This is a genomic window from Cohaesibacter celericrescens, from assembly GCF_002866925.1.
GTDB lineage: Bacteria > Pseudomonadota > Alphaproteobacteria > Rhizobiales > Cohaesibacteraceae > Cohaesibacter > Cohaesibacter celericrescens.
The window spans coordinates 534,201-558,543 of record NZ_PKUQ01000001.1; the positions used below are offsets into that span (position 1 = coordinate 534,201).

General features: G+C 51.2%; 26 protein-coding genes. 19 read left to right on the plus strand and 7 right to left on the minus strand.

The features are described from left to right. Nucleotides 1-48: 48 nt before the first annotated feature. Together uvrB and C0081_RS02590 are read left to right on the plus strand one after the other, a co-directional pair. Nucleotides 49-2,721 carry an excinuclease ABC subunit UvrB gene (gene uvrB, locus C0081_RS02580; RefSeq protein ID WP_101532214.1) on the plus strand — a complete coding sequence of 891 codons (2,673 nt, stop codon included), beginning with the start codon at nt 49-51 and terminating at the stop codon, nt 2,719-2,721. 226 nt (nt 2,722-2,947) lie between these two features. Next, a complete protein-coding gene (locus tag C0081_RS02590; RefSeq protein WP_101532216.1) occupies nt 2,948-3,316 on the plus strand; it encodes a septal ring lytic transglycosylase RlpA family protein in 369 nt (122 codons plus the stop codon). Between the two features lie 13 nt (nt 3,317-3,329). Here C0081_RS02590 and C0081_RS02595 read toward each other — a convergent pair whose 3' ends face one another. Then, nucleotides 3,330-3,614 carry a DUF2164 domain-containing protein gene (locus C0081_RS02595; protein WP_210200362.1) on the minus strand — a complete coding sequence of 95 codons (285 nt, stop codon included), beginning with the start codon at nt 3,612-3,614 and terminating at the stop codon, nt 3,330-3,332. 3 nt (nt 3,615-3,617) lie between these two features. After that, nucleotides 3,618-4,253, minus strand: coding sequence for an MBL fold metallo-hydrolase (locus tag C0081_RS02600; RefSeq protein WP_101532217.1), 636 nt, complete (start codon nt 4,251-4,253; stop codon nt 3,618-3,620). 263 nt (nt 4,254-4,516) lie between these two features. Here C0081_RS02600 and C0081_RS02605 point away from each other — a divergent pair, with 263 nt between their 5' ends. The 9 genes from C0081_RS02605 to C0081_RS02645 all read left to right on the plus strand — a co-directional run bounded on the left by C0081_RS02605 (nt 4,517) and on the right by C0081_RS02645 (nt 12,453). Beyond that, nucleotides 4,517-5,248 carry a hypothetical protein gene (locus C0081_RS02605; RefSeq protein WP_101532218.1) on the plus strand — a complete coding sequence of 244 codons (732 nt, stop codon included), beginning with the start codon at nt 4,517-4,519 and terminating at the stop codon, nt 5,246-5,248. Between the two features lie 120 nt (nt 5,249-5,368). Then, nucleotides 5,369-6,226 (plus strand): 23S rRNA (adenine(2030)-N(6))-methyltransferase RlmJ, encoded by an 858-nt coding sequence (locus tag C0081_RS02610; RefSeq protein WP_101532219.1) that lies wholly within the window; start codon nt 5,369-5,371, stop codon nt 6,224-6,226. 65 nt (nt 6,227-6,291) lie between these two features. Beyond that, nucleotides 6,292-6,966, plus strand: coding sequence for a ribonuclease T2 family protein (locus tag C0081_RS02615; protein ID WP_180966728.1), 675 nt, complete (start codon nt 6,292-6,294; stop codon nt 6,964-6,966). Nucleotides 6,967-7,131: 165 nt separating this feature from the next. Then, nucleotides 7,132-7,527 (plus strand): hypothetical protein, encoded by a 396-nt coding sequence (locus tag C0081_RS02620; RefSeq protein ID WP_101532221.1) that lies wholly within the window; start codon nt 7,132-7,134, stop codon nt 7,525-7,527. Between the two features lie 303 nt (nt 7,528-7,830). Continuing rightward, nucleotides 7,831-8,766, plus strand: coding sequence for a calcium/sodium antiporter (locus tag C0081_RS02625; RefSeq protein WP_342587663.1), 936 nt, complete (start codon nt 7,831-7,833; stop codon nt 8,764-8,766). A gap of 230 nt (nt 8,767-8,996) precedes the next feature. Continuing rightward, nucleotides 8,997-10,853, plus strand: coding sequence for an excinuclease ABC subunit UvrC (gene uvrC, locus C0081_RS02630; protein ID WP_425349442.1), 1,857 nt, complete (start codon nt 8,997-8,999; stop codon nt 10,851-10,853). A gap of 124 nt (nt 10,854-10,977) precedes the next feature. Then, complete coding sequence (gene pgsA, locus C0081_RS02635) at nt 10,978-11,553, plus strand: CDP-diacylglycerol--glycerol-3-phosphate 3-phosphatidyltransferase (protein ID WP_101532224.1); 576 nt, start codon at nt 10,978-10,980, stop codon at nt 11,551-11,553. A gap of 153 nt (nt 11,554-11,706) precedes the next feature. Beyond that, on the plus strand, nt 11,707-11,958 hold the full coding sequence (gene moaD / locus C0081_RS02640; protein WP_101532225.1) for a molybdopterin converting factor subunit 1: 252 nt from the start codon (nt 11,707-11,709) through the stop codon (nt 11,956-11,958). Nucleotides 11,959-11,991: 33 nt separating this feature from the next. Continuing rightward, entirely contained in the window at nt 11,992-12,453 is a 462-nt protein-coding gene (locus C0081_RS02645) for a molybdenum cofactor biosynthesis protein MoaE (protein WP_101532226.1), read from the plus strand. 63 nt (nt 12,454-12,516) lie between these two features. On the opposite strand, the gene C0081_RS02650 is transcribed toward C0081_RS02645, so the two are convergent. Then, the gene (locus tag C0081_RS02650; protein WP_101532227.1) at nt 12,517-13,407 is read right to left on the minus strand and encodes a branched-chain amino acid aminotransferase; all 891 of its coding nucleotides are present in this window, start codon (nt 13,405-13,407) and stop codon (nt 12,517-12,519) included. Nucleotides 13,408-13,790: 383 nt separating this feature from the next. Between C0081_RS02650 and C0081_RS02655 the strand changes: the two genes are divergently transcribed. The 3 genes from C0081_RS02655 to C0081_RS02665 are packed head-to-tail and all read left to right on the plus strand — an operon-like array spanning nt 13,791 to nt 16,505. Further along, nucleotides 13,791-14,330 (plus strand): MarR family winged helix-turn-helix transcriptional regulator, encoded by a 540-nt coding sequence (locus C0081_RS02655; protein WP_101532359.1) that lies wholly within the window; start codon nt 13,791-13,793, stop codon nt 14,328-14,330. Nucleotides 14,331-14,341: 11 nt separating this feature from the next. Then, nucleotides 14,342-15,043 (plus strand): response regulator, encoded by a 702-nt coding sequence (locus C0081_RS02660; protein WP_101532228.1) that lies wholly within the window; start codon nt 14,342-14,344, stop codon nt 15,041-15,043. Nucleotides 15,044-15,068: 25 nt separating this feature from the next. Beyond that, nucleotides 15,069-16,505, plus strand: a complete 1,437-nt coding sequence (locus C0081_RS02665) for an ATP-binding protein (protein ID WP_101532229.1) — start codon at nt 15,069-15,071, stop codon at nt 16,503-16,505. 5 nt (nt 16,506-16,510) lie between these two features. Here the strand turns inward: C0081_RS02665 and C0081_RS02670 are convergent, their stop codons facing one another. The 4 genes from C0081_RS02670 to C0081_RS02685 form a co-directional block, all read right to left on the minus strand. Continuing rightward, nucleotides 16,511-16,861 carry a tRNA-binding protein gene (locus C0081_RS02670; RefSeq protein WP_101532360.1) on the minus strand — a complete coding sequence of 117 codons (351 nt, stop codon included), beginning with the start codon at nt 16,859-16,861 and terminating at the stop codon, nt 16,511-16,513. Between the two features lie 50 nt (nt 16,862-16,911). After that, a complete protein-coding gene (locus C0081_RS02675; RefSeq protein ID WP_101532230.1) occupies nt 16,912-17,625 on the minus strand; it encodes a hypothetical protein in 714 nt (237 codons plus the stop codon). 217 nt (nt 17,626-17,842) lie between these two features. Then, nucleotides 17,843-18,664, minus strand: coding sequence for a pyrroline-5-carboxylate reductase (proC, locus tag C0081_RS02680; protein ID WP_101532231.1), 822 nt, complete (start codon nt 18,662-18,664; stop codon nt 17,843-17,845). Between the two features lie 165 nt (nt 18,665-18,829). Further along, nucleotides 18,830-19,117 carry an accessory factor UbiK family protein gene (locus C0081_RS02685; RefSeq protein ID WP_101532232.1) on the minus strand — a complete coding sequence of 96 codons (288 nt, stop codon included), beginning with the start codon at nt 19,115-19,117 and terminating at the stop codon, nt 18,830-18,832. A gap of 189 nt (nt 19,118-19,306) precedes the next feature. Between C0081_RS02685 and lgt the strand changes: the two genes are divergently transcribed. The 5 genes from lgt to C0081_RS02710 all read left to right on the plus strand — a co-directional run bounded on the left by lgt (nt 19,307) and on the right by C0081_RS02710 (nt 24,286). Next, nucleotides 19,307-20,140 (plus strand): prolipoprotein diacylglyceryl transferase, encoded by an 834-nt coding sequence (gene lgt, locus C0081_RS02690; RefSeq protein WP_101532233.1) that lies wholly within the window; start codon nt 19,307-19,309, stop codon nt 20,138-20,140. Further along, the gene (locus C0081_RS02695; RefSeq protein ID WP_101532234.1) at nt 20,137-21,306 is read left to right on the plus strand and encodes a class I SAM-dependent methyltransferase; all 1,170 of its coding nucleotides are present in this window, start codon (nt 20,137-20,139) and stop codon (nt 21,304-21,306) included. Before lgt ends, C0081_RS02695 begins: the two co-directional genes overlap by 4 nt. Nucleotides 21,307-21,441: 135 nt before the next feature. Further along, entirely contained in the window at nt 21,442-22,209 is a 768-nt protein-coding gene (gene pgeF, locus C0081_RS02700) for a peptidoglycan editing factor PgeF (protein WP_101532235.1), read from the plus strand. 100 nt (nt 22,210-22,309) lie between these two features. Beyond that, on the plus strand, nt 22,310-23,467 hold the full coding sequence (locus C0081_RS02705) for a M24 family metallopeptidase (protein WP_101532236.1): 1,158 nt from the start codon (nt 22,310-22,312) through the stop codon (nt 23,465-23,467). A 177-nt stretch (nt 23,468-23,644) separates the two neighbouring features. Further along, nucleotides 23,645-24,286 (plus strand): hypothetical protein, encoded by a 642-nt coding sequence (locus C0081_RS02710; RefSeq protein WP_101532237.1) that lies wholly within the window; start codon nt 23,645-23,647, stop codon nt 24,284-24,286. Nucleotides 24,287-24,343 lie beyond the last annotated feature (57 nt).

A 24,343-nucleotide genomic window follows, 5' to 3' on the forward strand; every position in this document is an offset into this window, starting at 1 on the left:
CCCTCTTTGTTCCACTATATTGAGTGTTCCAATCAAAAAGGCATTCAGATGGCATCGGACAATCGCAAAAACGCCGGCAAGGTTTCAGGCAACTCCAAAGCCTCAGGTTTGGGCGAAGCACCGCAAGCCGCCTTTGAAGGCGTGCCCCTCTCTGGTTCCATTGCAGATTGGGCCGAAGAAATAGCACAAAGCGCTGAAATAAAACCGCCCCCCTCTCAGGAAAAACCAAAGAGCCGTCGTAAGAAGGCCACGGCAAAAGCCCCGGAAAAAGCCTCTGCGCGTGACAGGACAGCCGGGGGATTGAACCCCGTTGCGGGCCTAGATATGTCGCTGGAAAAAGCAGAAGAGCTCGAGCGGGTCACAAAAGAACGCAAAAAGGCCCAAAAGAAGAGCAAAGAACCCGATCGCTCCGGCGTGACCGAAACCGTGGCTGCTCTTGAAGCCTTGATAGAACACGGACGTCCCGAATTTATGGATGAAGAGCCGTGGCGCCCCCATCGTCCAGATCGACCTGAAAAGTCCGAGGGCGGTCTCGCCTTCGAATTGGTGACAGACTTTGAACCGGCGGGCGACCAACCAACGGCGATTGCGGACCTGTATGAAGGCATCCAGAATGGAGAAGCCACACAGGTGCTGCTTGGTGTCACGGGGTCGGGTAAAACCTTCACCATGGCCCAACTGATAGCCAAGACGAACCGACCTGCGCTCATTCTTGCGCCCAACAAGACATTGGCGGCACAGCTCTATAGCGAGTTCAAAAGCTTCTTTCCAAACAACGCGGTAGAATATTTCGTTTCCTATTACGATTACTACCAGCCCGAAGCATATGTCGCACGCACGGATACCTTCATTGAGAAAGAAAGCACGGTCAATGAACAGATCGACCGCATGCGTCACTCAGCCACGCGATCCTTGCTAGAACGGGATGATGTCATCATCATTGCCTCCGTTTCCTGTATTTACGGTATCGGTTCGGTCGAAACCTATACAGAAATGAGCTTCAAAATTGAAGTCGGCGATGAAATGGATCAGACCCAGCTGATGGCCGATCTGGTGGCGTTGCAATATAAACGAAATGACATTGCCTTCCAGCGCGGCTCATTCCGTGTCAGCGGTGATGTCGTTGAAATATTTCCCGCCCACTATGAAGACATCGCCTGGCGGGTTTCCTTCTTCGGTGACGAAGTTGAGGAAATCAAGGAATTTGATCCACTGACCGGCCAAAAGACGGGCGAGCTGGAATTTGTAAAATTATACGCCAACTCTCACTATGTCACGCCTCGTCCGACCCTCAATCAGGCGATGAAGAGCATCAAAAAAGAGCTCAACGAGCGCCTTGAAGAACTCAATTCTCACGGTCGCCTCCTCGAAGCTCAACGACTGGAACAACGCTGCCGCTATGATCTGGAAATGATGGAAGCCACTGGCGCTTGTCAGGGCATCGAGAACTATTCTCGCTATCTCACAGGGCGTCAACCCGGTGAACCGCCTCCGACCCTGTTCGAATATTTGCCCGATAACGCCATAATTTTCATTGACGAAAGCCATGTTTCCATTGGCCAGCTTAGCGCGATGTATCGAGGAGACTTTAGGCGTAAAGCGACTTTGGCTGAATATGGCTTCCGCTTACCAAGCTGCATGGACAACCGCCCCATGCGCTTTGAAGAATGGGACGCCATGCGGCCGCAAACCATCGCGGTTTCTGCTACGCCGGGCAAATGGGAAATGGAAGAAGCTGGCGGCGTGTTCGCCGAACAGGTCATTCGCCCGACCGGCCTGATTGATCCCCCCATCGAAATCCGTCCGGCAACATCACAAGTGGATGATTTGCTCGGTGAAATTCGCCTTAAAAACGCCGAGGGCTACCGCACTTTGGTCACCACCCTGACCAAACGCATGGCCGAGGATCTGACTGAATATCTGCATGAACAAGGCATCCGCGTACGCTATATGCACTCGGATGTAGACACATTGGAGCGCATCGAAATCATCCGCGATCTGCGCCTTGGCACTTTCGATGTCCTGATCGGCATCAACCTGTTGCGCGAGGGCCTGGATATTCCCGAATGCGCCCTGGTCGCCATTCTCGACGCCGACAAAGAAGGCTTCTTGCGATCAGAAACCTCGCTGGTTCAGACCATTGGCCGTGCCGCTCGTAACGTCGACGGTAAAGTAATCCTCTATGCAGATCGTATGACGGGATCGATGGAACGGGCGATTGGTGAGACCAATCGACGTCGCGAAAAGCAGGTTGCCTACAATACCGAACACGGCATCACGCCGCAGTCCGTCAAAAAGAACATCGGCGACATTCTGGGCTCGGTTTATGAAAGCGACCATGTCACAGTCGACAAAGGTTTGGCCGAAGATGGTCCCGGTGGTATCGGCCATAATCTCGCGGCCCATATCGCTGACCTCGAAACCCGCATGAAAGACGCAGCTGCCAATCTGGAATTTGAAGACGCAGCACGCCTACGCGATGAGCTAAAGCGACTGCGGGAAACCGAATTGGCCATCGCCGACGATCCGCTCGCTCGCCAATCTGCCGTTGAGAAACAAGCAGGCAGCTACAAGGGTGAGCAAAAATATGGAGCCGCTGCCAACTTGCCCAAAAACACCCGCATAAAACAGCCAGACCTAGACGACATGGGCCCGGGCACGGACCGCGAAAGACCCAAGGGCGCAGGCAAAGCGCCAAAGCGCAGAGGCCGTAAGAGTTAGACTTTGCGCTCAGGGGGAGCTTTGAGCGCAAAACGACGTTCCAAGACTATGCCGATGTTTCTCTGGCGCGGCACCCAACGGTGCGAGCGCACTGACTGGTGCTTTTTTGACACAGTTTCTGGCGTCTTCGCAGCAGATTTAAACCGCAACACACTCTTGCCACTTTGCTGCACTTTAAACGCCGCAGACACCGAGACACTCTCAAAGCAACCAAGAGACACACGACATGAACCGACTGGCGACCACCACTTTCATCCTTGGCGCAGGCCTGCTATTTCTCACAGTCCTAATGGACGTCAGTCATGCAGCAGGAAAGGCCCAGTGCGGAAAGGCATCATGGTATGAATTGACGTCAAAAACCGCATCAGGCGAATATGCCAACCCCACCAAAATGACCGCGGCACACAAAAAACTGAAGTTCGGTCGCAAGATTGAAGTCACCAATATGCGCAATGGCAAAAAAGTCATCGTCCGCATCAATGACCGAGGCCCCTTCACCAAAGGCCGCGTTTTGGATGTGACCCGCGCAGCAGCCAAAAAGCTCGGCTTTAAAAACGCAGGCACCACCAAAGTGTGCTTCAAGGTGATCAGTTAGACATTGCCAGAGATTACGAGCGCTTATCGATAGGGCGTTCTAATCCATAAAAAGCGTCAGACAGATCATCCATTTGCTTTTCGAGCAGGGCGCGCGCATCCAGCACACCCATGTTATAAAAAAGCGGCCCCATATATTTGGCCAGATGATCAACAAGAAATTCGACCTCAAACCGGCCCAATTCCTGATCCAGCTCTTCTAGCAAATAACTTTGAAGCAACCCTGACAGGTGCATTTTGTCATCATGGGAAAGCTTCAATTCCGGCGGTTTCTTGTGGCGAATTGCTCGACTTGCCAATGGTCACAGTCCCTTCAAGAAAGGATTGTTTCGGCGTTCCTCTCCTATGGTGGAATGGTCGCCATGGCCGCACAAGAAAGACACGTCGTCTCCCAGAGGCAAGATTTTGTTTTTAATCGAGGCAAGCAATGTTGCGTGATCACCACCGGGCAGATCAGTGCGGCCAATAGAGCCGTTGAACAAAACATCCCCCAGAATGGCAAATTTGGCTTCCTGATTGACAAACACCACATGCCCCGGCGCATGACCGGGACAATGCAGAACGTCGAATTCCATGCCAGCAATGTCAACCGTATCACCTTCTTCAAGCCAGCGATCCGGCTCGCATCCTTTGGCAGCAGGTAACCCGAATTGAATGGCTTGCTCGGCCACGCGCTCCATCAACATGCGATCGGCTTCATGCGGACCTTCAACGTCAACATCCAGAGCATCACGCAGCTCAGCGGCACCACCCACATGATCAATATGGCCATGGGTAATCAAGATTCGTTCAACGTCGATTTTCTCATGCTCAAGCACTTCGAGAATTTGCGGGACATCTCCACCCGGATCGATCACCACGCCCTTGCCTGTTTCCTCGTCCCAAATCAGCGTACAGTTTTGCTGAAATGGCGTCACTGGAATGATAGCAACTTTCATATGAGGGATCCTGTCCTGTCTATAAGTCGGTAGAGCCAGATAGGATGGCTCTGCATCTAGCTATTTGTGTTTATGATTAGCCTACTTTTTTGCAAATGCAAAGGTCCGGATCGGACCAGAAACCCTTCAGCCAATACCAAACAGACTCAATGCTCGGTCAAAAGTGGGCCATGAAAATCAGGCAAATTAAACCTTTGAGACGTGGCTAAAATGCAACGAGTCAGTTATCCTTGCAACAAATGAGTTTATCAGGAGAGACGGCAATGCATCCCTGTTCAACCGCCAAACAGAACAACCCAAGGACGACCACTTGCCCTGTTCAGCAGCCAGAATTTCAACAACGGCTATCAGCAAGCCTGTTTGCGATCTCCCTTGTATTTGCATGTCTAACCGGATCGGCCCGTGCGGAGGACATCCCGCAACGATTGATCGACAATCACAGGGCCACGATGGGCTGCTGGCTTGCTGACATAGACAATGACGAGCTAGCAGATCGCGCCATCATTATTCATCTTGAGGCCCAAACCTTTTATGGTTTCATCTGTTCATCCAGTTTGTCTGGCGACAGCTTCCGGCTTTATCAGGTTGAAAACAAACGCGACGAATGGGCCAATCTGCTTTCCTTCCCGCAACTGGACACCAAGCTTGGCTGGTATTCGACGAACCAATTGCAAAAACCCACATGGGATGAAAAAAACAAACTGCTGCGCTCCGAAATCCCCAAACAAGGAAGCACCAGCTCTTGCCGCCAGTTCACCATCTATGCTTGGCAAAAGGGTCGGTTCCACATTGCCCAAGTCGGTTTGGCCGGAGACTGTGAAGAGAAAGACAGCGAAAAGGATATGATCATATATCCCTTCGTTGACGAAGTGGAATCGGGACAAGCATCAGGTCAGGCAAGCCCGACGACGCAATCAGATGCGAACACAGATAAAGACGAAAAAACAGACACCGATGACACCACCGATACCGCGCCGGATAAGAAAGCCAAATAGCGGAGGCCAAACCGGCACAAGAATCCCTTGGTATGCTCAATGTTCCGAGAAATGTTTGACAGGCGGCCTCCACTCAGCCATACGAGCAAAATAATTTCCTCTCGCGCGGTCACATCAGCCATGAACTATCGCCATATCTATCATGCCGGCAATTTTGCCGATTGCCTCAAGCATATCACGCTCAGCCGCATTCTTTTGTATCTGCAAAAGAAGGATAAGCCCTATTACACGCTCGACACCCATGCGGGCATCGGCCTGTATGATCTGTCCAGCGAAGAGGCTCAAAAAACCGGAGAATGGAACGGCGGCATTGGCAAGTTGATAGGCCCAAGTAGCGATCCATTACCACCCGAAATCGCGACCTTGTGCGCACCCTTTCTTGACGTGATCAAAATGCTCAATCCCGACGGGCAGATGCGCTCCTATCCCGGGTCTCCCGAAATTGTACAAACCATGTGCCGCGAACAGGATCGGGCCTTCTTCATTGAGCTGCATCCCGATGATTTTGATCTACTAAGCGACAATTGCGGTCGGGACCGGCGATTTTTCCTGCGCGAAGATGATGGTTGGTCGGCATTGCGTTCTGACCTGCCCCCACTGGAGCGCCGCGGTTTGGTCTTGATTGACCCGCCTTATGAAGAACCGGATGAATATACCTACATGGTAGAGCAGTTTCTGGAGGGCTATAAACGCTGGTCAACAGGAATCTATTGCATGTGGTATCCGATCAAGGCACGACGGGATGTTGATGTCGCGGCCCAAATGATCGCAGACGCAGGTATTCCCAATGCTTTGCGTGCAGAGATAATCATCAACAAACTGGACACCGCCCACCGGCTCAATGGCACCGGCCTGTTCATCATCAATCCGCCCTATACTCTGCATGATGAACTGGCTGTCTTATTGCCGTTTTTGGCGAAACGGTTTGGCCTAACGGCACAACGGTCCAGCCTCGAGTGGATTACCCCTCCCAAATAAGCCAAATGACGGTTTCAAACAGTCTGGGAAGCGATAATAATAAGGAACGATCCGAAAGGACCAAAATGCAAAAATCGAAATCAGCGGCCCGTTTCTTGGTACCATACTTGACCCTGCTTGCCTCAATACTTGCGCTGGCCACACATGCCACTGCAAAATCGGCCGGCGATTTTGACTATTATATTTTGACGCTCTCTTGGTCCCCCTCCTATTGCGCTGACGACGGCAAAAAGGGGCGGGACAATCTCCAGTGTTTTTCTCAGCGCAATTACGGCTTTGTCGTCCATGGCTTGTGGCCCCAATATGAAAAAGGCTATCCGGAATATTGCAACACGTCTTTTCGCAAACCGTCTTCCAAGCTCGTCGACCAAATGCTGAAATTTTCACCCAGTCGTGGGTTGATCTATCATGAATGGAAGAAGCACGGCACCTGCACAGGGTTGAATCCCCTCGACTATTTCCGCAAGGCGGTCAAAGGTTTCAAGGCCATCAAACGCCCTGAAAGCCTGGTTGGTTTGCCGCGACCGGTTTTGATGACGACAAAAGAAATAGAGCAAGCCTTTTTCAAGGCCAACCCAAACCTGCCCAGAAACAGTTTGTTCGTGACGTGCAAAAAACAGAAACTGCGCGAAGTGCGGATCTGTATGGACAAAAATGGAAAGCCACGACGGTGCAGTGCTTCCGCCCTCAACGGCAGTTGCCGCAATCGCGGAAAGTTGCGCATTCTGTCAGTTCGATAGGTCATTCCAACCATTTTTTAGCAAGTCCAATGGCTTGTTAGACAAATGTTGCAACATGTATGGGATAGGAACAGCCTTTTTGCGTTTCCGCCTTGACGGAACCCACCGAACCAGCGAAGTTGCACGCGTTACCTTTTTGCAAGCCCACACAGGGGAGCTGACAGCATGAAACACCCACATCTTTTTATTGCAGGCGCTTTGTTGCTTTCAGCCGGCGCGACGGCCAGCGCTTCCGTTTTGCCTGATTGCGACCGCAGTGACGTAATCTCCCGTGTCACCCGAACTATATCTGTTGCCGAACAGAATGTTGTACAGTCTGGCGATCCAGTAAAACAGATTGACCACATTCGCCAATCCAAGCTGCGCGACAACGGCCCTCGATATGTGGCTCAACGTTTTTGCCGCGCAACCGGTTACACCGAGCAAGGCCGCAAAAAAAACATCTATTATTTGATTGAAGCAAAAGCTGGTTTTGCGGGCTATGGTTATGCCGTAGAAGCCTGCATCACCGGACGCGATCCTTGGAAGCTCCACGGTGCCTACTGCCGTTCTCTTCGGTGATCAAAAAAGCGCCTGAGAGCATAACCATCAGATTTATGTAATGCCTGCATTTATAATGCAGGCATTTTTTATGGCCTTGATCTTGGCAAGCATCAATACACGTACCAGATAACAACTGTGAACTATTGCTTGATCAACCATCACGACAATCTGAAAAGTAAATTTGGGGAAATGGCATTTCCCTGACAACTAGGCTTTAAATGGCAATTGGTGATCCCTATATAAAATGCCACAGCTCAGCAACGAGCAAAATTTCGCGCCTCAAACCATCCAGAAGAAACGGACTTTAGCCGATCCATGGTGATGTATTTTTACCTCATTGGAGGCCTTATCCTGCTGTTGATTGCAGGAGATCTTATGGTTAGAGGCGCAATTGCGCTTGCAACCCGTCTTGGGATCCCCCCACTTATCATTGGCCTAACCATCGTTTCGTTCGGCACCTCCGCACCAGAATTGATCATTTCCCTGAAAGCCGCTTTTGAAGGGGCGGGAGGCATCTCGATCGGCAATGTTGTGGGGTCCAACATTACAAATGTGCTTTTGGTTCTTGGCCTGCCCGCCCTCATTCGTGTGACCCAGTGCAACGAAAGCGGCACCCGTTCCAGCACGGTCTTCATGCTCGCTGTCTCAGTCATCTTCACAGCACTCTGCTGGCAGGGCCTACTGGATCTGACCTCCGGCATTATATTGCTTGCCCTGCTGGCTTTTTTCCTCAGCTGGACCGTATGGACCTCACGCAAACAAAAAGGCGAACCTTGTGATCTGATTGATGACGACATGCTGGAAGAAGCCCCTTCAAGTCTTGGCCTTGCAATTTTGTTCATCGTTATTGGCTTTGTCGGCCTGCCACTTGGTGGGCATCTGACCATTGAAGGCGCAACCAGCATTGCCAGAAACTGGGGCGTTTCAGACACCGCAATCGGTTTGACTGTTGTCGCTCTTGGCACATCGTTGCCCGAATTGGTCACGACGTTGGTTGCTGCAATCCGTAATCAGTCTGCAGTCGCTATTGGCAACGTGGTCGGCTCCAACATATTCAACATTCTGGCGATCATGGGCCTCACGGCGACCATCATTCCCATTCCCGTGCCTACAGAGGTGATCCATTTTGACCTTTGGGTCATGTTGGCTACATCCGCCATTCTGTTGCCAGTTGCCCTGCTGCACATGCCGTTGACACGCGTCAAGGGGGTGGCAATGCTTGCCGCCTATGTGGCCTACATCACGTATGTTCTTTAATCCCCTTGACCACAAATCGCATCACGTTGAGTTGTCCGACCTCTTGGGTCGGGCACATTTGTCTTTAAGCTTGGTTCCATTGCCACTACAGTTTTTGCATGTCAGAAGAATCGGAAATACCTGAAAATCAGGACAGCGCCAATGACGCAACACCGAAAAAGCCCGCCAGTGGTTTTGACGTGATCGCCGATTTTGTGCGCCGCTTGCCAAACAGCCCCGGAGTCTACCGCATGTTCAATGCCGAAGGCGACGTGTTGTATGTGGGCAAAGCGCGCAATCTGAAAAAGCGTGTTTCCAACTATGCCCGCCACGGCAATCAGACCAACCGTATATTGCGCATGATCCAGCTGACTTCCAGCATGGAATTTGTAACCACCAGCACCGAGACAGAAGCCTTGTTGCTGGAAGCCAATTTAATCAAACGCCTGCGCCCACGCTTTAACGTGCTGTTGCGCGACGACAAAAGCTTCCCCTATATCCTGATTGGTGAGGACCACGCAGCACCACAGATCGCCAAGCACCGTGGCGCACGCAAACGCAAAGGCAAATATTACGGCCCCTTTGCCTCTGCTGGTGCGGTCAATAACACAATCAATGCTTTGCAAAAGGCCTTCCTGCTGCGCACCTGCACCGACTCGGTCTATGAGAGCCGCAGCCGTCCTTGTTTGCTTTATCAAATCAAACGGTGCTCCGCCCCATGCACAGGAGAGATCTCGGAAGACGGATATGCTTTTTTGGTCAAGGAAGCCCATCAGTTTCTTTCCGGCAAGAGCCAATCCGTGCGCAAAGAAATCTCCGAGCGGATGCAACAAGCTGCCGACGATCTGGATTTTGAGCGCGCCGCCATCTATCGCGACCGCCTTTCTGCGTTAAGCCACATCCAATCCCATCAGGGCATCAATCCGCAAAACACAGAAGAAGCTGATGTTTTTGCCTGTTATCAAGATGGGGGGCAAACCTGTATTCAGGTATTTTTCTTCCGTACCGGTCAAAACTGGGGCAATCGGGCCTATTTCCCCAAAGCAGACAAAAGCCAGACCGAAGAAGAGGTCCTTGGCGCATTTGTGGCGCAGTTCTACGACAACAAGCCCTGCCCTCGCCTTGTGTTGCTGTCCCATATTATCGAAGAACAAGAGCTCGTTGCCGAAGCCCTTACCAGTAAATCCGATCATAAAGTGGCGGTATCAACGCCTCAACGCGGAGAAAAACGCGAGCTGGTGGAGCATGCCCAAGCCAATGCCCGCGAAGCGATGGGGCGCCGATTGGCCGAAACATCCACTCAAACGCGACTTCTGGCAGGCTTGGCAGAGGTCTTTGATCTGGGCGCTCCACCCAAGCGGATCGAAGTCTATGACAACAGCCACATTCAAGGCACCAATGCAGTGGGTGGTATGATCGTCGCGGGGCCAGAAGGCTTCATGAAGAACCAATATCGCAAATTCAACATAAAATCCCAAGACATCACCCCCGGTGATGACTATGGCATGATGAAAGAAGTCTTGCAGCGCCGTTTCTCTCGCCTGTTGAAAGAAAACGGTCCGCGCCCTGCGCAAGCAAGCGGCAAACCAGCAGATCACGCATCAGACCAGACCATCGATGGCTCAGACAACATGGGCCATAGCAAAGATCCGGCTTGGCCTGATTTGTTGCTCATCGATGGCGGACGCGGCCAACTCAATGTGGTGTGCGATATTCTTGCCGATTTAGGCATTCATGATCTCCCGATCGTTGGCGTCGCCAAAGGGCCAGACCGGGACGCTGGGCGGGAGAATTTTTGCATGCCTGGCCGTGACAATTTCATGCTTCCCATGCGGGATCCGGTGCTTTATTTCATTCAACGCTTGCGCGACGAGGCCCACCGGTTTGCCATTGGCACCCACAGAGCCCGCCGCAGCAAGCAAATCTCCCAGACAGGACTTGAAGACATCCCCGGCATCGGACCTTCGCGCAAGCGCGCTCTTTTGCATCATTTTGGAACAGCCAAAGCCGTTAGGGGAGCCGCTCTATCAGATCTGTTGGCCGTAGAAGGCATATCCGAACAAATGGCCAGCACCATCCACGCCTATTTTCATGACGACAACAGTTGATCACTGCTTATCCTTGGTGTCGCATTGACGGGAACCCATTGGGCGTGCTTTGAAGGGGAACAGACACTTTGTGTTAGATAGGTCCTCTTTCGAACGGGCCTGCGTCAAAAGGGAATGTCCACCCATGAACGTCTCAACGACTTTCAGCCTACCAAATATCCTGACATTCGCGCGTATTCTTGCGGTCCCTGCTGTTGTGGCTTGTCTGCTTTGGCCTGAATTGGAAACGGCAAGATGGACCGCCTTGGGAATCTTTGCAATTGCCGCTATCACCGACTTTTTTGATGGCTATTTGGCGCGACGCTGGAATTTAAATTCTGCACTAGGGCGCATGCTCGACCCAATCGCCGATAAGCTGTTGGTGTCCGTATGCATTTTGATGCTGGCATTGGACCAAACCCTAAATGGTTGGCATATTTGGGCAGGTGTGATCATTCTATGTCGGGAAATTCTGGTTTCAGGTCTGCGAGAATTTCTGGCCCAACTGCAGGTCAGTGTTCCGGTGACCAATCTCGCCAAATGGAAAACCACGGCACAACTGATCGCGCTAGGCTTTTTGCTGGCAGGGCATGCTGGTGACAAAGTGTTGCCTTATAACACCGAAATTGGTCTGACACTGCTTTGGGTATCGGCCCTGTTGACGCTCTACACAGGATATGACTATTTCCGAGCAGGCATGCAATATCTGCTAGACGATTAATTCGATCGGCCATTTCGATCGGCCATGACGGCGCCCAAACCTTTATGCTATCTTTGCCCAGACCGACACGCTCATCCGATAGGCTCAGCGTCCTCTTGAATGGATGCAAGAAGACGAAAAGCCCGTGGCGTGAAAACATGACAAGGATTAACGATGAAACTGGTCTATTTTGCTTGGATCCGCGAACGCATTGGTTTGGAAGAGGAAGAGGCGGAGCTTCCCGACACGATCAGCACTGTTGATGATCTGTTGCGCTGGCAGCAAGGACGCGGAGAGGAATATGCAGCCGCATTTTCCGAAAAAGAGACCATTCGCGTCGCTTTGGATCAATTCCATGCAGAGCATTCCGATCCTCTGAATACTGTCAAAGAGATCGCATTTTTCCCGCCAATGACCGGTGGTTAAGTCCTTAAAAGCTTTACTTCAAAGGAAACTGCCATGAGCGTCCGGCTTCAGGCTGAAGATTTTGACATCGGCATGGAAATAGAGGCGCTGGTTGGCGGGCGCACCGACATCGGTGCCGCAGTGTCATTTACCGGCCTTGTGCGTGACATGATCGGGGATCAGCGTATTCTTGACATGACACTCGAACATTACCCCGCCATGGCACAAGCGGAATTGGAACGCATCGAAATCGAGGCCCAAAACCGTTGGCCCACCCTCACAGACAGCCTCATCATCCACCGCTATGGCACCTTGCTGCCGGGAGACCGGATCGTGCTCGTGATCACTCTCTCCTCCCATCGCCAAACCACCTTTGAAGCTGCGGAATTTATGATGGATTTCCTCAAGACCCGCGCCCCTTTCTGGAAAAAAGAAACCGTGCAAAATGGAGGCAGCAGCTGGGTTGAGGCCAGGGACAAAGATGATCGAGCCCTTGCGCGCTGGCACAAAACCTAAGGCCAAACACAAAAACGGCGCTTCTCAGCGCCGCCTTTTCTGATCAACATTTTTTGTCGAAATTTATTCAGCAGCCGCCGCTTTTGGCAACACTTCACTGGTATAGTCATCCATCAAAGTCTTGGTAACGTCACCAGGCGTGAAGGCATAATTATCAATCTGGGAAACCGGTGTCACTTCTACCGCAGTGCCGGTCAGGAAGCACTCTTCGAAATCACCCAATTCCTCAGGACGTATCTTGCGTTCGATAACTTCGATCCCACGCCGTCTGGCAAGATCCACAACGGTTTGTCGTGTGAGGCCATTCAAGAAACAATCAGGCATCGGGGTATGCAAAACACCATTCTTAGCAAAGAAAATATTCGCTCCCGTGGCTTCAGCAACATAGCCCTCGAAATCAAGCATCATGGCATCATTATATCCTGCTTGCTCTGCTTTATGCTTGGATAGGGTGCAGATCATATACAGACCAGAAGCCTTGGCTTTGCAAGGGATGGTACGCGGATCGGGGCGACGCCACTCCGCCGTTGCCAACCGCAAGCCTTGGAGGCGCGCTTCGGGGGAGAAATAAGACGGCCACTCCCAAGCAGCAACAGCAACATTGATTGTATTGGACTGCGCCGAAATACCCATCATTTCTGAACCACGCCAAGCAACAGGGCGCAAGTAAGCATCAGTCAGGCCTTCTTTTGCAAGAATGTCGATCTGAACACGCATCAAGGCATCTTGAGTGTAAGGCAATTCAAAACCAAGCGCTTCGGCAGATTTAAACAGGCGATCGGTATGCTCTTCAAGCTTGAAAATCTCGCCGCCATAGGCCCGAACGCCCTCAAAGACACAAGAGCCGTAATGTAAACCATGTGTCAGGACATGTACCTTGGCGTTTTTCCAGTCGACATATTCGCCGTTATACCAGATATGCCCTTCACGTTGATCAAATGCGGGACCCGCCATTGTTTTTCTCCTTAGTATGCACCGCCAATTCTGCGTTGGCTGTGTTTGACTTCCTTCAACCATTTTGCTTTGTCTTTTAACTCTCGCTATGGTCAGAAAGTCGATTGATTCACTCTTGCAAAAACATGAGATTTGGAAAAATTAACAACCAAAATCGGATAATAATTTCTCCTTACGTGCTATATAGGTAACAAACAGAACAATTTATGTCAACATTGCTGACGTATTTTTCTGTGACTTTTGCCGTTGAGCCAAAAGGTGACAAACGAAAATGAACCAGATATTGAAGAAGAGTAAGAAAATTATTCCTCCATCCAGCAAATGACGATATGAATTATCATCAGAAAAGTTCAAGACGCGGAAAAAACGAGACAGTCAGAAATATGGAAACAGACCCTGTAATCACACTCCCGATGTCTGAAGAAGATGGCATTTCTTTCGAACTGATCGAATTATTCTTCTTTGCCTATAGAGATTTTGTCGCCGATCCAGACTCAATGCTGGCCAAACTGTCTTATGGTCGTGCCCATCACCGCGTGCTGCATTTTGTCAATCGCAACCCCGGCATTCCCGTAGCAAATTTGTTGGGCATTCTAAAAATCACCAAACAAAGCATTGCGCGGGTCTTAAAACAATTGATTGAAGATGATTACATCGCCCAGCAAACCGGGGCGACCGACAGACGCCAGCGCCTTTTATTTCCCACACAGAAAGGCCGCGACCTAGCGCTTGAATTATCCCTCTGTCAGGCCAAGCGCATTGAAGATGCCTTAAAGACGCTGCCGCAAGGCACCAAAGAATCCAGTAAAGCATTCCTTTATGCCATGATTGAGCCACAGGACCGGCCCATCGTGCGTCATCTGAACGAAGGTTTGGAGACATCCAGCTCCTACGACCCGTCCTATCAGAACAGGCATAAATAGAGGATTTTTGCATGTCTAGCCGCGAACAAACCCTGCCAGACAATGCCCAGCATTTGTTGGTAATTGACGATGACAGCCGAATCCGCAATCTATTACAGCGCTTTCTGAGCAAAAATGGCTATCGGGTTTCAACAGCACAAAACGCGCAAGAAGCCCGCAACACCATCGCTGGCCTTTCGTTTGATCTGCTTATTCTGGATGTGATGATGCCCGGAGAGAATGGCATGGAACTGGCCGCAGATCTCAGAACCACCAATCAGGTTCCCATCCTTATGCTTACAGCAAGAGCTGAGAGCGAAAGCCGTATTCAAGGGTTGGAGATTGGTGTCGATGATTATCTCTCCAAACCCTTTGAACCTAGAGAACTGCTGCTGCGTATCCGCAACATTCTCAAACGCCACAATCTGCAAACCAGCGCCCCTGTTGAAGAAGTCACTTTCGGCCCCTTCTGCTTCAAGCTGGAAAGACAGGAATTGATTTGCGGTGATGACGTCATCAGGTTAACAGACAGAGAGCGAGAATTATTATATCTGTTTGCCTCTCAACCAGGAGCCACGGTCAGACGCACGGCTCTCGCTGGTGATGATGGAACCGGCGAGCGTACAGTCGATGTGCAGATAAATCGGTTACGCAGAAAGATCGAACCTGACCCGTCAAATCCGATTTACTTGCAAACCATTCGGGGCATTGGCTACCGCCTTCTCACAGACTGATCCGAAAAGAAGCGAACAAACAGCCATGGATACGGGAAATAATGTAGATCAGAGTGACGACAGAGCGGCAACCAAACCGCATTGGCAACAGTCCCTGTATCAAACGCTCTCACCACTGCGGTTCGTGTATGAGGGCTACCGCAAAATTGCCAGACGACTTGCCCGACTGATGCCCAAGGGCATTTACGCCCGATCATTGATCATAATTGTCGCGCCCATGGTTATTTTGCAATCTGTGTTGGCTTTTGTCTTCATGGAACGCCACTGGCAGACCGTAACCAATCGCCTGTCCACGGCGGTTACACAAGACATATCTGCCCTTATCGCCGTGTTAGAGACCTACCCGCAAGATGAAGACTATAATCAAATTGTCACTCTCGCCAAAGATAAACTCGATCTCAACGTCACAATTCTGCCCGATGGACCGCTGCCACCTCCCGGTCCCAAGCCCTTTTTCACATTGCTTGATTATGCTCTATCCCAGCAGATAACCACACTCATCGGCAAACCCTTCTGGATCGACACTGTGGGGCGTTCCAACATTGTTGAAATTCGCATAAAGCTTGAGGATAAAGTGCTGCGTGTCTTCGCACGCCGCTCACAGACTTACGCGTCCAATTCACATATCTTTCTGATTTGGATGGCAGGAACGTCATTGGTGTTGCTGGTCGTCGCCATTTTATTTTTGCGAAACCAGATCCGTCCGATTCAGCGATTGGCTGATGCCGCCGAGCGTTTCGGCAAAGGTCAGGAAGCGCAAAATTTCAGACCCGCCGGCGCGCGGGAAGTCAGACAAGCTGCTCATGCCTTCATTGAAATGAAGCGACGCATCGAGCGCCAGATCGAACAGCGCACCACCATGCTGGCTGGCGTGAGCCATGATCTACGCACCATTCTAACGCGCTTTAAACTGCAATTGGCTATTTTCGGAGATGAACCAGAAGTCGCTGACATGGAGCGCGACGTCGACGAAATGCAGCATATGCTCGAAGACTACTTGGCCTTTGCAAGTGGTTCATCGTCAGAGACCGCAGAAATGATCAACATTGAGGACTTTCTGTCTGAGCTTGAGCATGATGCCCTTCGATCCGGTTTTCCGTTAAAAATCACCCACACCGGCGGCAAACGGGTTGAAGTCCGCCCTCAAACTGTCAAACGCTGTCTGCACAATCTACTCAGCAACGCAGCGCGCTACTCCGAAAATATTGAGTTGACTTCGGAAAGGCTGGGCAATTGGTGGCTTATTATCATCGATGACGATGGCCCTGGCATCCCGGAAGAGGAGTGGGAAAGTGTTTTCCGCCCCTTCTATCGCCTTGATAGTGCGCGCAATCAAGACAATCCTACCACAGGTTTAGGGCTGGCCATCGCACGCGACATTGCGCGAGGACACGGCGGCGATATCAAACTGGGTGAAAGCCCGCTTGGCGGTTTAAGGGCCACCCTGCGCTTGCCATCCTAAAAGCACTAGATAAGGCGCATGCCATTCGGCACAGGCTTATCAACGCTATTGAGAACGATATCGCCATTTTCGTCCTGATAACCGAGCGTCAAGACCTCTGACATGAAGGGGCCAATCTGGCGCGGTGGAAAATTCACAACAGCTATGACTTGACGACCAATCAGCTCTTGCTTCGTATAATGAACGGTAATTTGGGCTGAACTTTTTTTGACACCAACCTCATCACCAAAATCAATCCGTAATTTATAGGCTGGTTTGCGCGCCTCGGGAAAGTTCTCCGCTTCCAACACAGTCCCCACCCGAATATCCACTTTCAGGAAATCGTCAAATGTAATTTGAGGTGCAGCGCCAACCATGATCATCTCTCCATTTAAAAAAGAGATGGTCTTTCATCAAGATTTGACAATCAAGATGGCACTGAAGCCAAAGCACCGTCATCCACAGACCGAGCTTCGTTCTCAGATGAATTGGATGATGCCTGTGTCATATCATTGCTGGATCGCGAAGAGGACCGACAACGGCGGCGCATTTTGGGCAAAGCACAAGCCAGTTTTTGTGCTCTTCGCAGCGCGGCTTCACCTTGTTTGAGAAGTTTGTCGAGCGCCGCCATGGTTTTGGACAGGTCTTCACTATCATCTTTGAGCCAAACCCTAAAGGTGCGTGCATAAGCGGCCAACGCTCCCTTTTTGCGCACAATCCCCCCGATGCCGGAGGGGGAAATCCGCGCCACATCCAAAAACCAGTCAGCAGTCAGGCGAGACAGGGCCATAAGATGCAGGGACAAAAGTGGGTCGGACCGTGTGGCTTTGGTCAGGGCCACGATGAGCGGACGATGGGCTTGCATAGCCTCGAAACGAGCCATCATGACGTCGAACAAGCGCTCCCGCGCCGGTTCATCTGACATTTCCGCATCATAGGAATCAAGCATATATCGATCAATTCGGCGGACCAGCTCGGTCACATAAGCGTAACGGTTCCGATACTCAAGGAAAGCCAATTTGATTTCCACGCCCGTCTCGATAGCAATATTGGCGCAAGATACATTTCGCCAACCCTGTTCCAGAACGGTAAGAGTGAATTGATCAAATAGTCGGTTTCTGATGTCAGAATTATGATTCATAATCATTGTCCTCCCTAAACTTGATACGAACTTCAGCTCAAGACGGATCAGACGAAACGCAAAACTAAACCAACCCTAATTTGATTCTGGCTGACAATTGCGATCAAAATGTGGAGACAATACAAAATCCTTCAGACTTAGAGCCACTTAACGCCTCACATACTCAGCAGTGAGCGCAATGGAAAAAATCTCCCAACCGAGCAATAGAGCCAAAATTTTATTTTGAAAGCTCAATCGAACGATCCCTTGCAGCGGCTGTCGCCTTTTCCATAAGCGCCCCAAGCCCCCCCTGCTCAGCCATTAAGACATTGAGAGCAGCAGCCGTGGTTCCACCAGGAGAGGTGACATTCTTGCGCAGAGTGGCCGCAGGCAACGCTGACTGATGCAACAATTCACCAGCGCCAACGATGGTCTGCCTTGCAAGGATACCTGCGGTTTCGGCATCCAGCCCCAGAGCTTCACCTGCACTGGCCATCGCTTCAACCATATGAAAAACATACGCAGGACCCGAGCCAGAAATTGCGGTCACCGCATCGATCTGGCCTTCGCTTTCAACCCAAACGAACATCCCCATGGATGACAACAGGGCAGCTGTTAACGTCCGCATCGAAGCCGTCACGCCGTGGCTGGCAAAAGCGGCCGTCATGCCACGTCCAACCTGAGCCGGTGTGTTTGGCATCGCACGCACAACAAGCGCCTCTTCTCCCAAATGCGCCTTGAAAGCAGAGACCGGTGTGCCGGCTGCTACAGATATCACCACAGTAGATGCACCCACCAACGACTTGAGCGTTGGCAACACTTTGTCCATCACTTGCGGTTTAACAGCCACCACAACAACATCGGGGCAAACGATACCGTAGGGAGTGGCGATGAACCGAAACCCTTTTTGCTCTGCCAATTGGTTCATCTCTTGGGGTAATCCGGGGTCAATCACTGTCACATTTGCAGGGTTTAGCCCCATATCCAGCCACCCCGAAAGCATAGCGCCGCCCATTTTGCCCGCGCCAACCAGAACCAGAGAGATATCACCAATCGTCATGCCACAATGCCCTTCTCGACAGATCTTGTTTTCATATTTTCCCGTCTTGAGTGCCACATGCAGCCACTTGTTTCAAACAAGAAGTGAAACAGACATAAGAAAAGCCCGCCAGAGTGAACAGGCGGGCTGATAAAGGTGCGAAAGACACGTTTTATGCTCTGAGGATCAAACGGGCGACACATCCTCGGGATCTGGTTCGCTTTGAATGCCGAGTTTCTCTTCCAATACAATCAAACGGGCGGCAAGTCGGTCGTTTTCATCGCGCGCAGCGACAGCCATTTCCTTGACAGCTTCAAACTCATCGCGGCTAACAAGGTCCATATCACCCATCAGGCGCTCAAGCTGCGCCCGGATCGCGGTTTCCGCTTCATCACGCACACCTTGCGCCACTCCAGCGGCATCGGTCATAAGTTTGGCAAATTCATCAAAAAGTCGATTGTTTGTATGAGTCATTTTTTTCACCCCTTATCGACTGCAATCCAGAAGTCACTTGATTACAGTACGTGTCTCGTCATAGATCAGTCTTCTTGTTCAAAATATAGTCATCATTCCAAGTTTCACAATTGGTAATTGGACTTTCCCTTGACTTGTTGTTTGTTAAGCAACAAACAGCTCCCAATCTCACACAAAAAAGGTTGTCTCGTGACTCTTTTGGCCATTCCTTTTCCGGTGATAGATCCGGTCCTGCTTTCACTGGGGCCCATACAGATCCATTGGTATGCAATCGCCTACATCGTCGGTATTTTGCTGGCATGGTTTTACACAAAGCGCCTTGCCAACAAAGCAAGCCTGTGGCCCAAAGAGACCAGCCCTATGAGCGCAATCGCTCTGGACGATTTTGTGCTCTGGGCGACGTTGGGTATCATTTTGGGTGGTCGCCTTGGCTATGTGTTATTCTATAATCTGGATGCCTATCTGGCCAACCCAAGCCAGATTTTTGCGGTCTGGAATGGCGGCATGGCCTTTCATGGCGGCTTTCTGGGTGTAACGCTGGCGATGATCCTTTTCGCCTACAAACGCTCCGTGCCGATTTTATCAATGTTTGATTTGGTCGCGATGGCCGCCCCCATTGGCTTGCTGTTCGGCCGCATCGCCAACTTCATCAATTCCGAACTGTGGGGCCGCACCACAGACATGCCTTGGGGGATAATTTTCCCCAATGGTGGACCAGAACCACGTCATCCCAGCCAGCTTTATGAAGCTGCCCTGGAAGGCTTGCTGATGTTCATCCTTTTGCGCATCCTTAGCCATTCAACGTTGGCCCTGAAAAAACCCGGCACTGTCGCGGGGACATTTGCCATCCTGTATGGCATCTTCCGCTCACTGATTGAGCTGGTGCGTGTGCCTGACGTTCAACTGGGCTACCTCAGTTTTGGCACCACGATGGGCATGTGGTTATCCGCACCAATGGTTTTGGCAGGGATACTGATGATACTCTACGCGCAACGCAAAAGCTCAGGCTCGGTCAACTCATGAGTGACCCCAAGAGCAATAAAAATGAGACGCCTCTGGAATCGCGTCTCAAACGCCTGATCGCTTCCGCTGGCCCCATCAGCTTGGCCACCTACATGACCCATTGCTTGACCGATCCGGACCATGGCTATTATACATCGCGCACATCAATTGGTGCTAAGGGCGATTTCATCACAGCGCCGGAAGTTAGCCAGCTCTTTGGTGAATTGATCGGCATTTGGTTGCTTGCGGTCTGGCGACAGGCAGGCAGGCCCACTCCGTTCCATCTGGTTGAAATCGGCCCCGGTCGCGGCACGCTCATGCGCGATATGGTCAGAGCCATTGCATCCGCCCCAGAAGCATCGCAAGCCCTGCATATCCATTTGGTCGACATCAGCACAAGCTTGAAGAATCAGCAAGCCCTGGCATTATCCGACACAACGGCCCCCATTGATTGGCATGAAACCATCCAAAGCCTGCCAAATGCACCTCTGTTTATAGTTGCCAATGAGTTTTTTGATTGCCTGCCGATCCATCAATGGGTGATGCATAGTGGAAAATGGTACGAACGAGTGATTGGCTTGGATCAAGACGGTCAACTCGCCTTCGGCTTAGGACCAGTACGTGCGCTAACCACCCCACTGGCCAACCCGCATACCAACCAACTGGCAGACCCAACAATCAGCAACACTATCCCGGAGGGCGCCATCTGGGAGCAATCCCCCGCCGCTGAAGCCATCATGTCCGATCTAGCCCAGACGCTAACCCTCCAAGGCGGTGCCGGCCTGTTTATTGATTATGGCTATACTGATTTTGAATATGGAGATACATTTCAAGCGATGCGTCACCACGCCTTCGCCGATCCCTTGGCATTACCGGGAAAACAAGACCTGACCGCACATGTCAATTTCGCAGCATTGGCCAGCACGGCGCTCCATGAGACACAAAACAACGCCAACAATAACCACGCGCTGACGGTTCCCGAGCCAGTTGACCAAGGTACATTTCTGCTCGCCTTGGGCCTGCTTGAACGCGCAGGACAATTGGGCGCAGGAAAAAGTCTCGCTGCGCAAGAATCCCTGCGCGATGCCGTTGAGCGGTTGGCCGCTCCGAATCAAATGGGCAATCTATTCAAGATTCTGGCGATCGTTCCAGCAGACAGCCAGATCCCACCCTTCTCTAACTCTTGAACAACTCCGCTTCAAAGTGTCATTGATTTCCGGTTGACTTAAGCGGCAAACAGAAACAACACTTGAGTTTGCCAAGCCAAATTCATCAGGCAGAGTCATTTTTGCTTTCAGCATGCATTGAACCAAGGAGCATTCATGCGCGTTCAGCATCAAGCCCTAACCAGTTTAACGGGCATTGAGCACGGTTTCTTTACCCGCAACGGCGGGACATCAAGCGACACTTATCACAGTCTCAATTGTGGCTACGGGTCAGATGATGACAGGGAACAGGTGCGACAGAACCGCGCATTGGTAGCCCAAACCATAACCGTAGCGGATGACCGTTTGGTGACGGCTTATCAGGTCCACTCACCTCTGGCACTGGCGATTGATGGTCCTTTCACCTCCTCCCAACCACCCAAAGTCGATGCATTGGTCACCAACACGCCTGGTCTTGCGGTTGCTATTCTGACTGCTGATTGCGGACCTGTCCTGTTTGCAGACCCCAATGCCGGGGTGGTTGCCGCTGCCCATGCAGGATGGCGAGGAGCCTTTGAGGGCGTGATCCAAGCAACCGTTGAAAAAATGCTTGAGCTGGGAGCAGAGAATAAAAATATTACGGCCATCCTTGGCCCAACCATATCCCGCGACAATTATGAGGTTGATACAGCCTTCAAGGAACGCTTTATTGAACGCGATAGCGCTTACGCCCACTTTTTCTCGCAAGGCAACCGCGATGGGCATATGCAATTCAACCTGCCAGCTTTCATTGTTGCAAAGCTGGAAGAAAGCAATATCGGTACAGCGCTCAATATCAACCGCTGCACTTACGGCGAAGAAAACCAATTTTTCAGTTTTCGTCGGTCTACACATCGAAATGAACCTGATTACGGACGGCAAATATCTGCAATCGCGTTGATCTGATACACTCGGGTAAGTAATGATTTACAGGGATCAGAATCACGCCCCAAAATCATCACCACATGAATCCGCTTTGCAAGAATACGCTTTAGGGAGCAACTAAATGGCCTTACACTTTTCCCCGGATGAATTCAAAAGCCGAAAGGCCTCCGTGTTGGCAAAAATGGCAGACCGCAAACTGGATGCGATGCTGATATTTGCGCAGGAAAGCATGTATTGGCTGACGGGATATGACACGACAGGCTATAATCTGTTTCAATGTCTGGTCCTACGCAAGAACGGCGAGACAGACCTTCTGACCCGTTCTGCCGATATGCGGCAAGCCAAAAGAACATCCAATATCAAGCATGTGCACATATGGGCAGATCGGGTAAAGAAAAAAGCCTCACCTGCCGTACAATTGCGTGGTTTGCTGGAAGATCTGGATCTGCTGGGTTGCCGCATTGGCATCGAATATGACACCCATGGCCTGACAGCAAAGGACGGCCGCACCCTTGATGAATCCCTACGATCATTTGCTGATTGTGAAGATGCCTCACGCATCATCCCCCCTTTACAGGCCATCAAGTCCGGTGCGGAAATTGCTTATTTGCGCAAAGCTGGTGAACTGACAGATTTGGCTCTGAACGAAACCCTGCCCCTCATCAAGGCCGGCGCAGACGAAGGCAAGATCCTGGCATCCATGCAGGGGGCCATTTTGGAAGCGGGGGGAGATTACCCCGCCCATCATTTTGTGGTTGGCTCAGGCGAAGACGCCCTGCTTTGCCGCTACAAGACCGGCCGGCGCCAACTACAGTCACAGGACCAACTGACTTTGGAGTGGGCCGGCGCCTTCCGCCACTATCATACACCGGCGATACGCACCGTAATCATTGGAGCCCCCCTCCCCCGCCATCGTGAATTATATGACATCGCTACTGCCGCTCTTTCAGCAGTCGAAGACGTCATGCGCCCGGGCAATAATATTGGCGACCTCTACGACACCCATGCACGGGTCATTGATGGAATGGGAGGCCATGCTCATCGCCTCAATGCCTGTGGCTACAGCGTCGGGGCAAGCTTTGCACCCAGCTGGATGGACTGGCCTTTGATCTATCGTGGCAATGAAAATAAAATCTGCCCGAATATGACCTTATTTGCCCATATGATCTTGATGGATAGCGATCAGAATGTCGCCATGTGTCTGGGGCAAACATACGTCACAACGGAAGCAGAACCGGAACCACTTTCAAGCCTGCCGATGGATCTTCTGATCCGGTAGCAGCGGTAGCATCCGACTGATTTTGGCAATACGCACTATTTTGCCCTGCTTCGCATTTGGTTAAGCATTCGACAACCTGGCGGCTCTATTTTGGAGGGGAACCCTTTTCGGGTTCCCCGACTTTGAAACCCAAGGACCGGTGGAACCGACATCAACTTTATTGCGGAGCAACGGCACATGTACGTCTTGCAGATGAAAATCATCCGAAAAACCGGTTTGAGCGCCCTTTTGACTTTGAGCCTGGCAGCTTGCGCAGGATCTGCCATTCCAACACCTCCAGGAACAATCGGCGAGTCTCCAGCATCAATCATGGACAGCCAGCCCCCTGCGATTGATTATACAGACTCAAATCAACAGACAGCCCTTGATGACAGCACCAACGGGTTGCCGCCGGCTACAAGTTTGGCCAATTCGAACACCGCGCAAGCCCCTTCAGTTGGCTATAAAGCTCCAGCGTCAAGCGCCATTCTAACATTCGAGCCAATGGTCGGCGCGCCTAAGGACGTTGCTCGTGAACTGTCCAAATCGCTCGGCTTGCGCATTGCACAGCAATCCTTGCCAGTCGTCGCGCGCACAGATCAGAAAGTTACCCATCGCATCAAGGGCTATTTCTCAGCCAGCAAGTCAGGGTCAGATTGTGTTGTTTCTTATGTTTGGGATATTTTTGACGCCAATGGCAAACGGATCAATCGCGTAACCGGCTCTCAAAAAACGGCTATGGTTTCCAGCGATCCATGGGACAGTGTCAAAGGACCGGTTCTGGACAAAGTGTCCGTCGATACAGCCGCGAAACTAAAAACTTGGCATGCCAGCATATAAATGCGCGCCAAGCTCTTGGCTCAAATACAACCAGAAAAATATAAATACACGCAATGA

Coding starts and splice junctions, on each gene's coding strand:
- C0081_RS02710 (WP_101532237.1), top strand. CDS start 23,645: ATGTACGTCTTGCAGATGAAAATCATCCGAAAAACCGGTTTGAGCGCC.
- C0081_RS02650 (WP_101532227.1), bottom strand. CDS start 13,407: ATGGCGGGTCCCGCATTTGATCAACGTGAAGGGCATATCTGGTATAAC.
- C0081_RS02685 (WP_101532232.1), bottom strand. CDS start 19,117: ATGACTCATACAAACAATCGACTTTTTGATGAATTTGCCAAACTTATG.
- C0081_RS02615 (WP_180966728.1), top strand. CDS start 6,292: ATGCAAAAATCGAAATCAGCGGCCCGTTTCTTGGTACCATACTTGACC.
- C0081_RS02675 (WP_101532230.1), bottom strand. CDS start 17,625: ATGAATCATAATTCTGACATCAGAAACCGACTATTTGATCAATTCACT.
- C0081_RS02590 (WP_101532216.1), top strand. CDS start 2,948: ATGAACCGACTGGCGACCACCACTTTCATCCTTGGCGCAGGCCTGCTA.
- C0081_RS02605 (WP_101532218.1), top strand. CDS start 4,517: ATGCATCCCTGTTCAACCGCCAAACAGAACAACCCAAGGACGACCACT.
- uvrC (WP_425349442.1), top strand. CDS start 8,997: ATGTTCAATGCCGAAGGCGACGTGTTGTATGTGGGCAAAGCGCGCAAT.
- uvrB (WP_101532214.1), top strand. CDS start 49: ATGGCATCGGACAATCGCAAAAACGCCGGCAAGGTTTCAGGCAACTCC.
- C0081_RS02665 (WP_101532229.1), top strand. CDS start 15,069: ATGGATACGGGAAATAATGTAGATCAGAGTGACGACAGAGCGGCAACC.
- moaD (WP_101532225.1), top strand. CDS start 11,707: ATGAAACTGGTCTATTTTGCTTGGATCCGCGAACGCATTGGTTTGGAA.
- C0081_RS02670 (WP_101532360.1), bottom strand. CDS start 16,861: ATGGTTGGCGCTGCACCTCAAATTACATTTGACGATTTCCTGAAAGTG.
- C0081_RS02695 (WP_101532234.1), top strand. CDS start 20,137: ATGAGTGACCCCAAGAGCAATAAAAATGAGACGCCTCTGGAATCGCGT.
- C0081_RS02610 (WP_101532219.1), top strand. CDS start 5,369: ATGAACTATCGCCATATCTATCATGCCGGCAATTTTGCCGATTGCCTC.
- pgsA (WP_101532224.1), top strand. CDS start 10,978: ATGAACGTCTCAACGACTTTCAGCCTACCAAATATCCTGACATTCGCG.
- C0081_RS02600 (WP_101532217.1), bottom strand. CDS start 4,253: ATGAAAGTTGCTATCATTCCAGTGACGCCATTTCAGCAAAACTGTACG.
- C0081_RS02660 (WP_101532228.1), top strand. CDS start 14,342: ATGTCTAGCCGCGAACAAACCCTGCCAGACAATGCCCAGCATTTGTTG.
- proC (WP_101532231.1), bottom strand. CDS start 18,664: ATGACGATTGGTGATATCTCTCTGGTTCTGGTTGGCGCGGGCAAAATG.
- C0081_RS02620 (WP_101532221.1), top strand. CDS start 7,132: ATGAAACACCCACATCTTTTTATTGCAGGCGCTTTGTTGCTTTCAGCC.
- C0081_RS02645 (WP_101532226.1), top strand. CDS start 11,992: ATGAGCGTCCGGCTTCAGGCTGAAGATTTTGACATCGGCATGGAAATA.
- C0081_RS02705 (WP_101532236.1), top strand. CDS start 22,310: ATGGCCTTACACTTTTCCCCGGATGAATTCAAAAGCCGAAAGGCCTCC.
- pgeF (WP_101532235.1), top strand. CDS start 21,442: ATGCGCGTTCAGCATCAAGCCCTAACCAGTTTAACGGGCATTGAGCAC.
- C0081_RS02655 (WP_101532359.1), top strand. CDS start 13,791: ATGGAAACAGACCCTGTAATCACACTCCCGATGTCTGAAGAAGATGGC.
- C0081_RS02625 (WP_342587663.1), top strand. CDS start 7,831: ATGTATTTTTACCTCATTGGAGGCCTTATCCTGCTGTTGATTGCAGGA.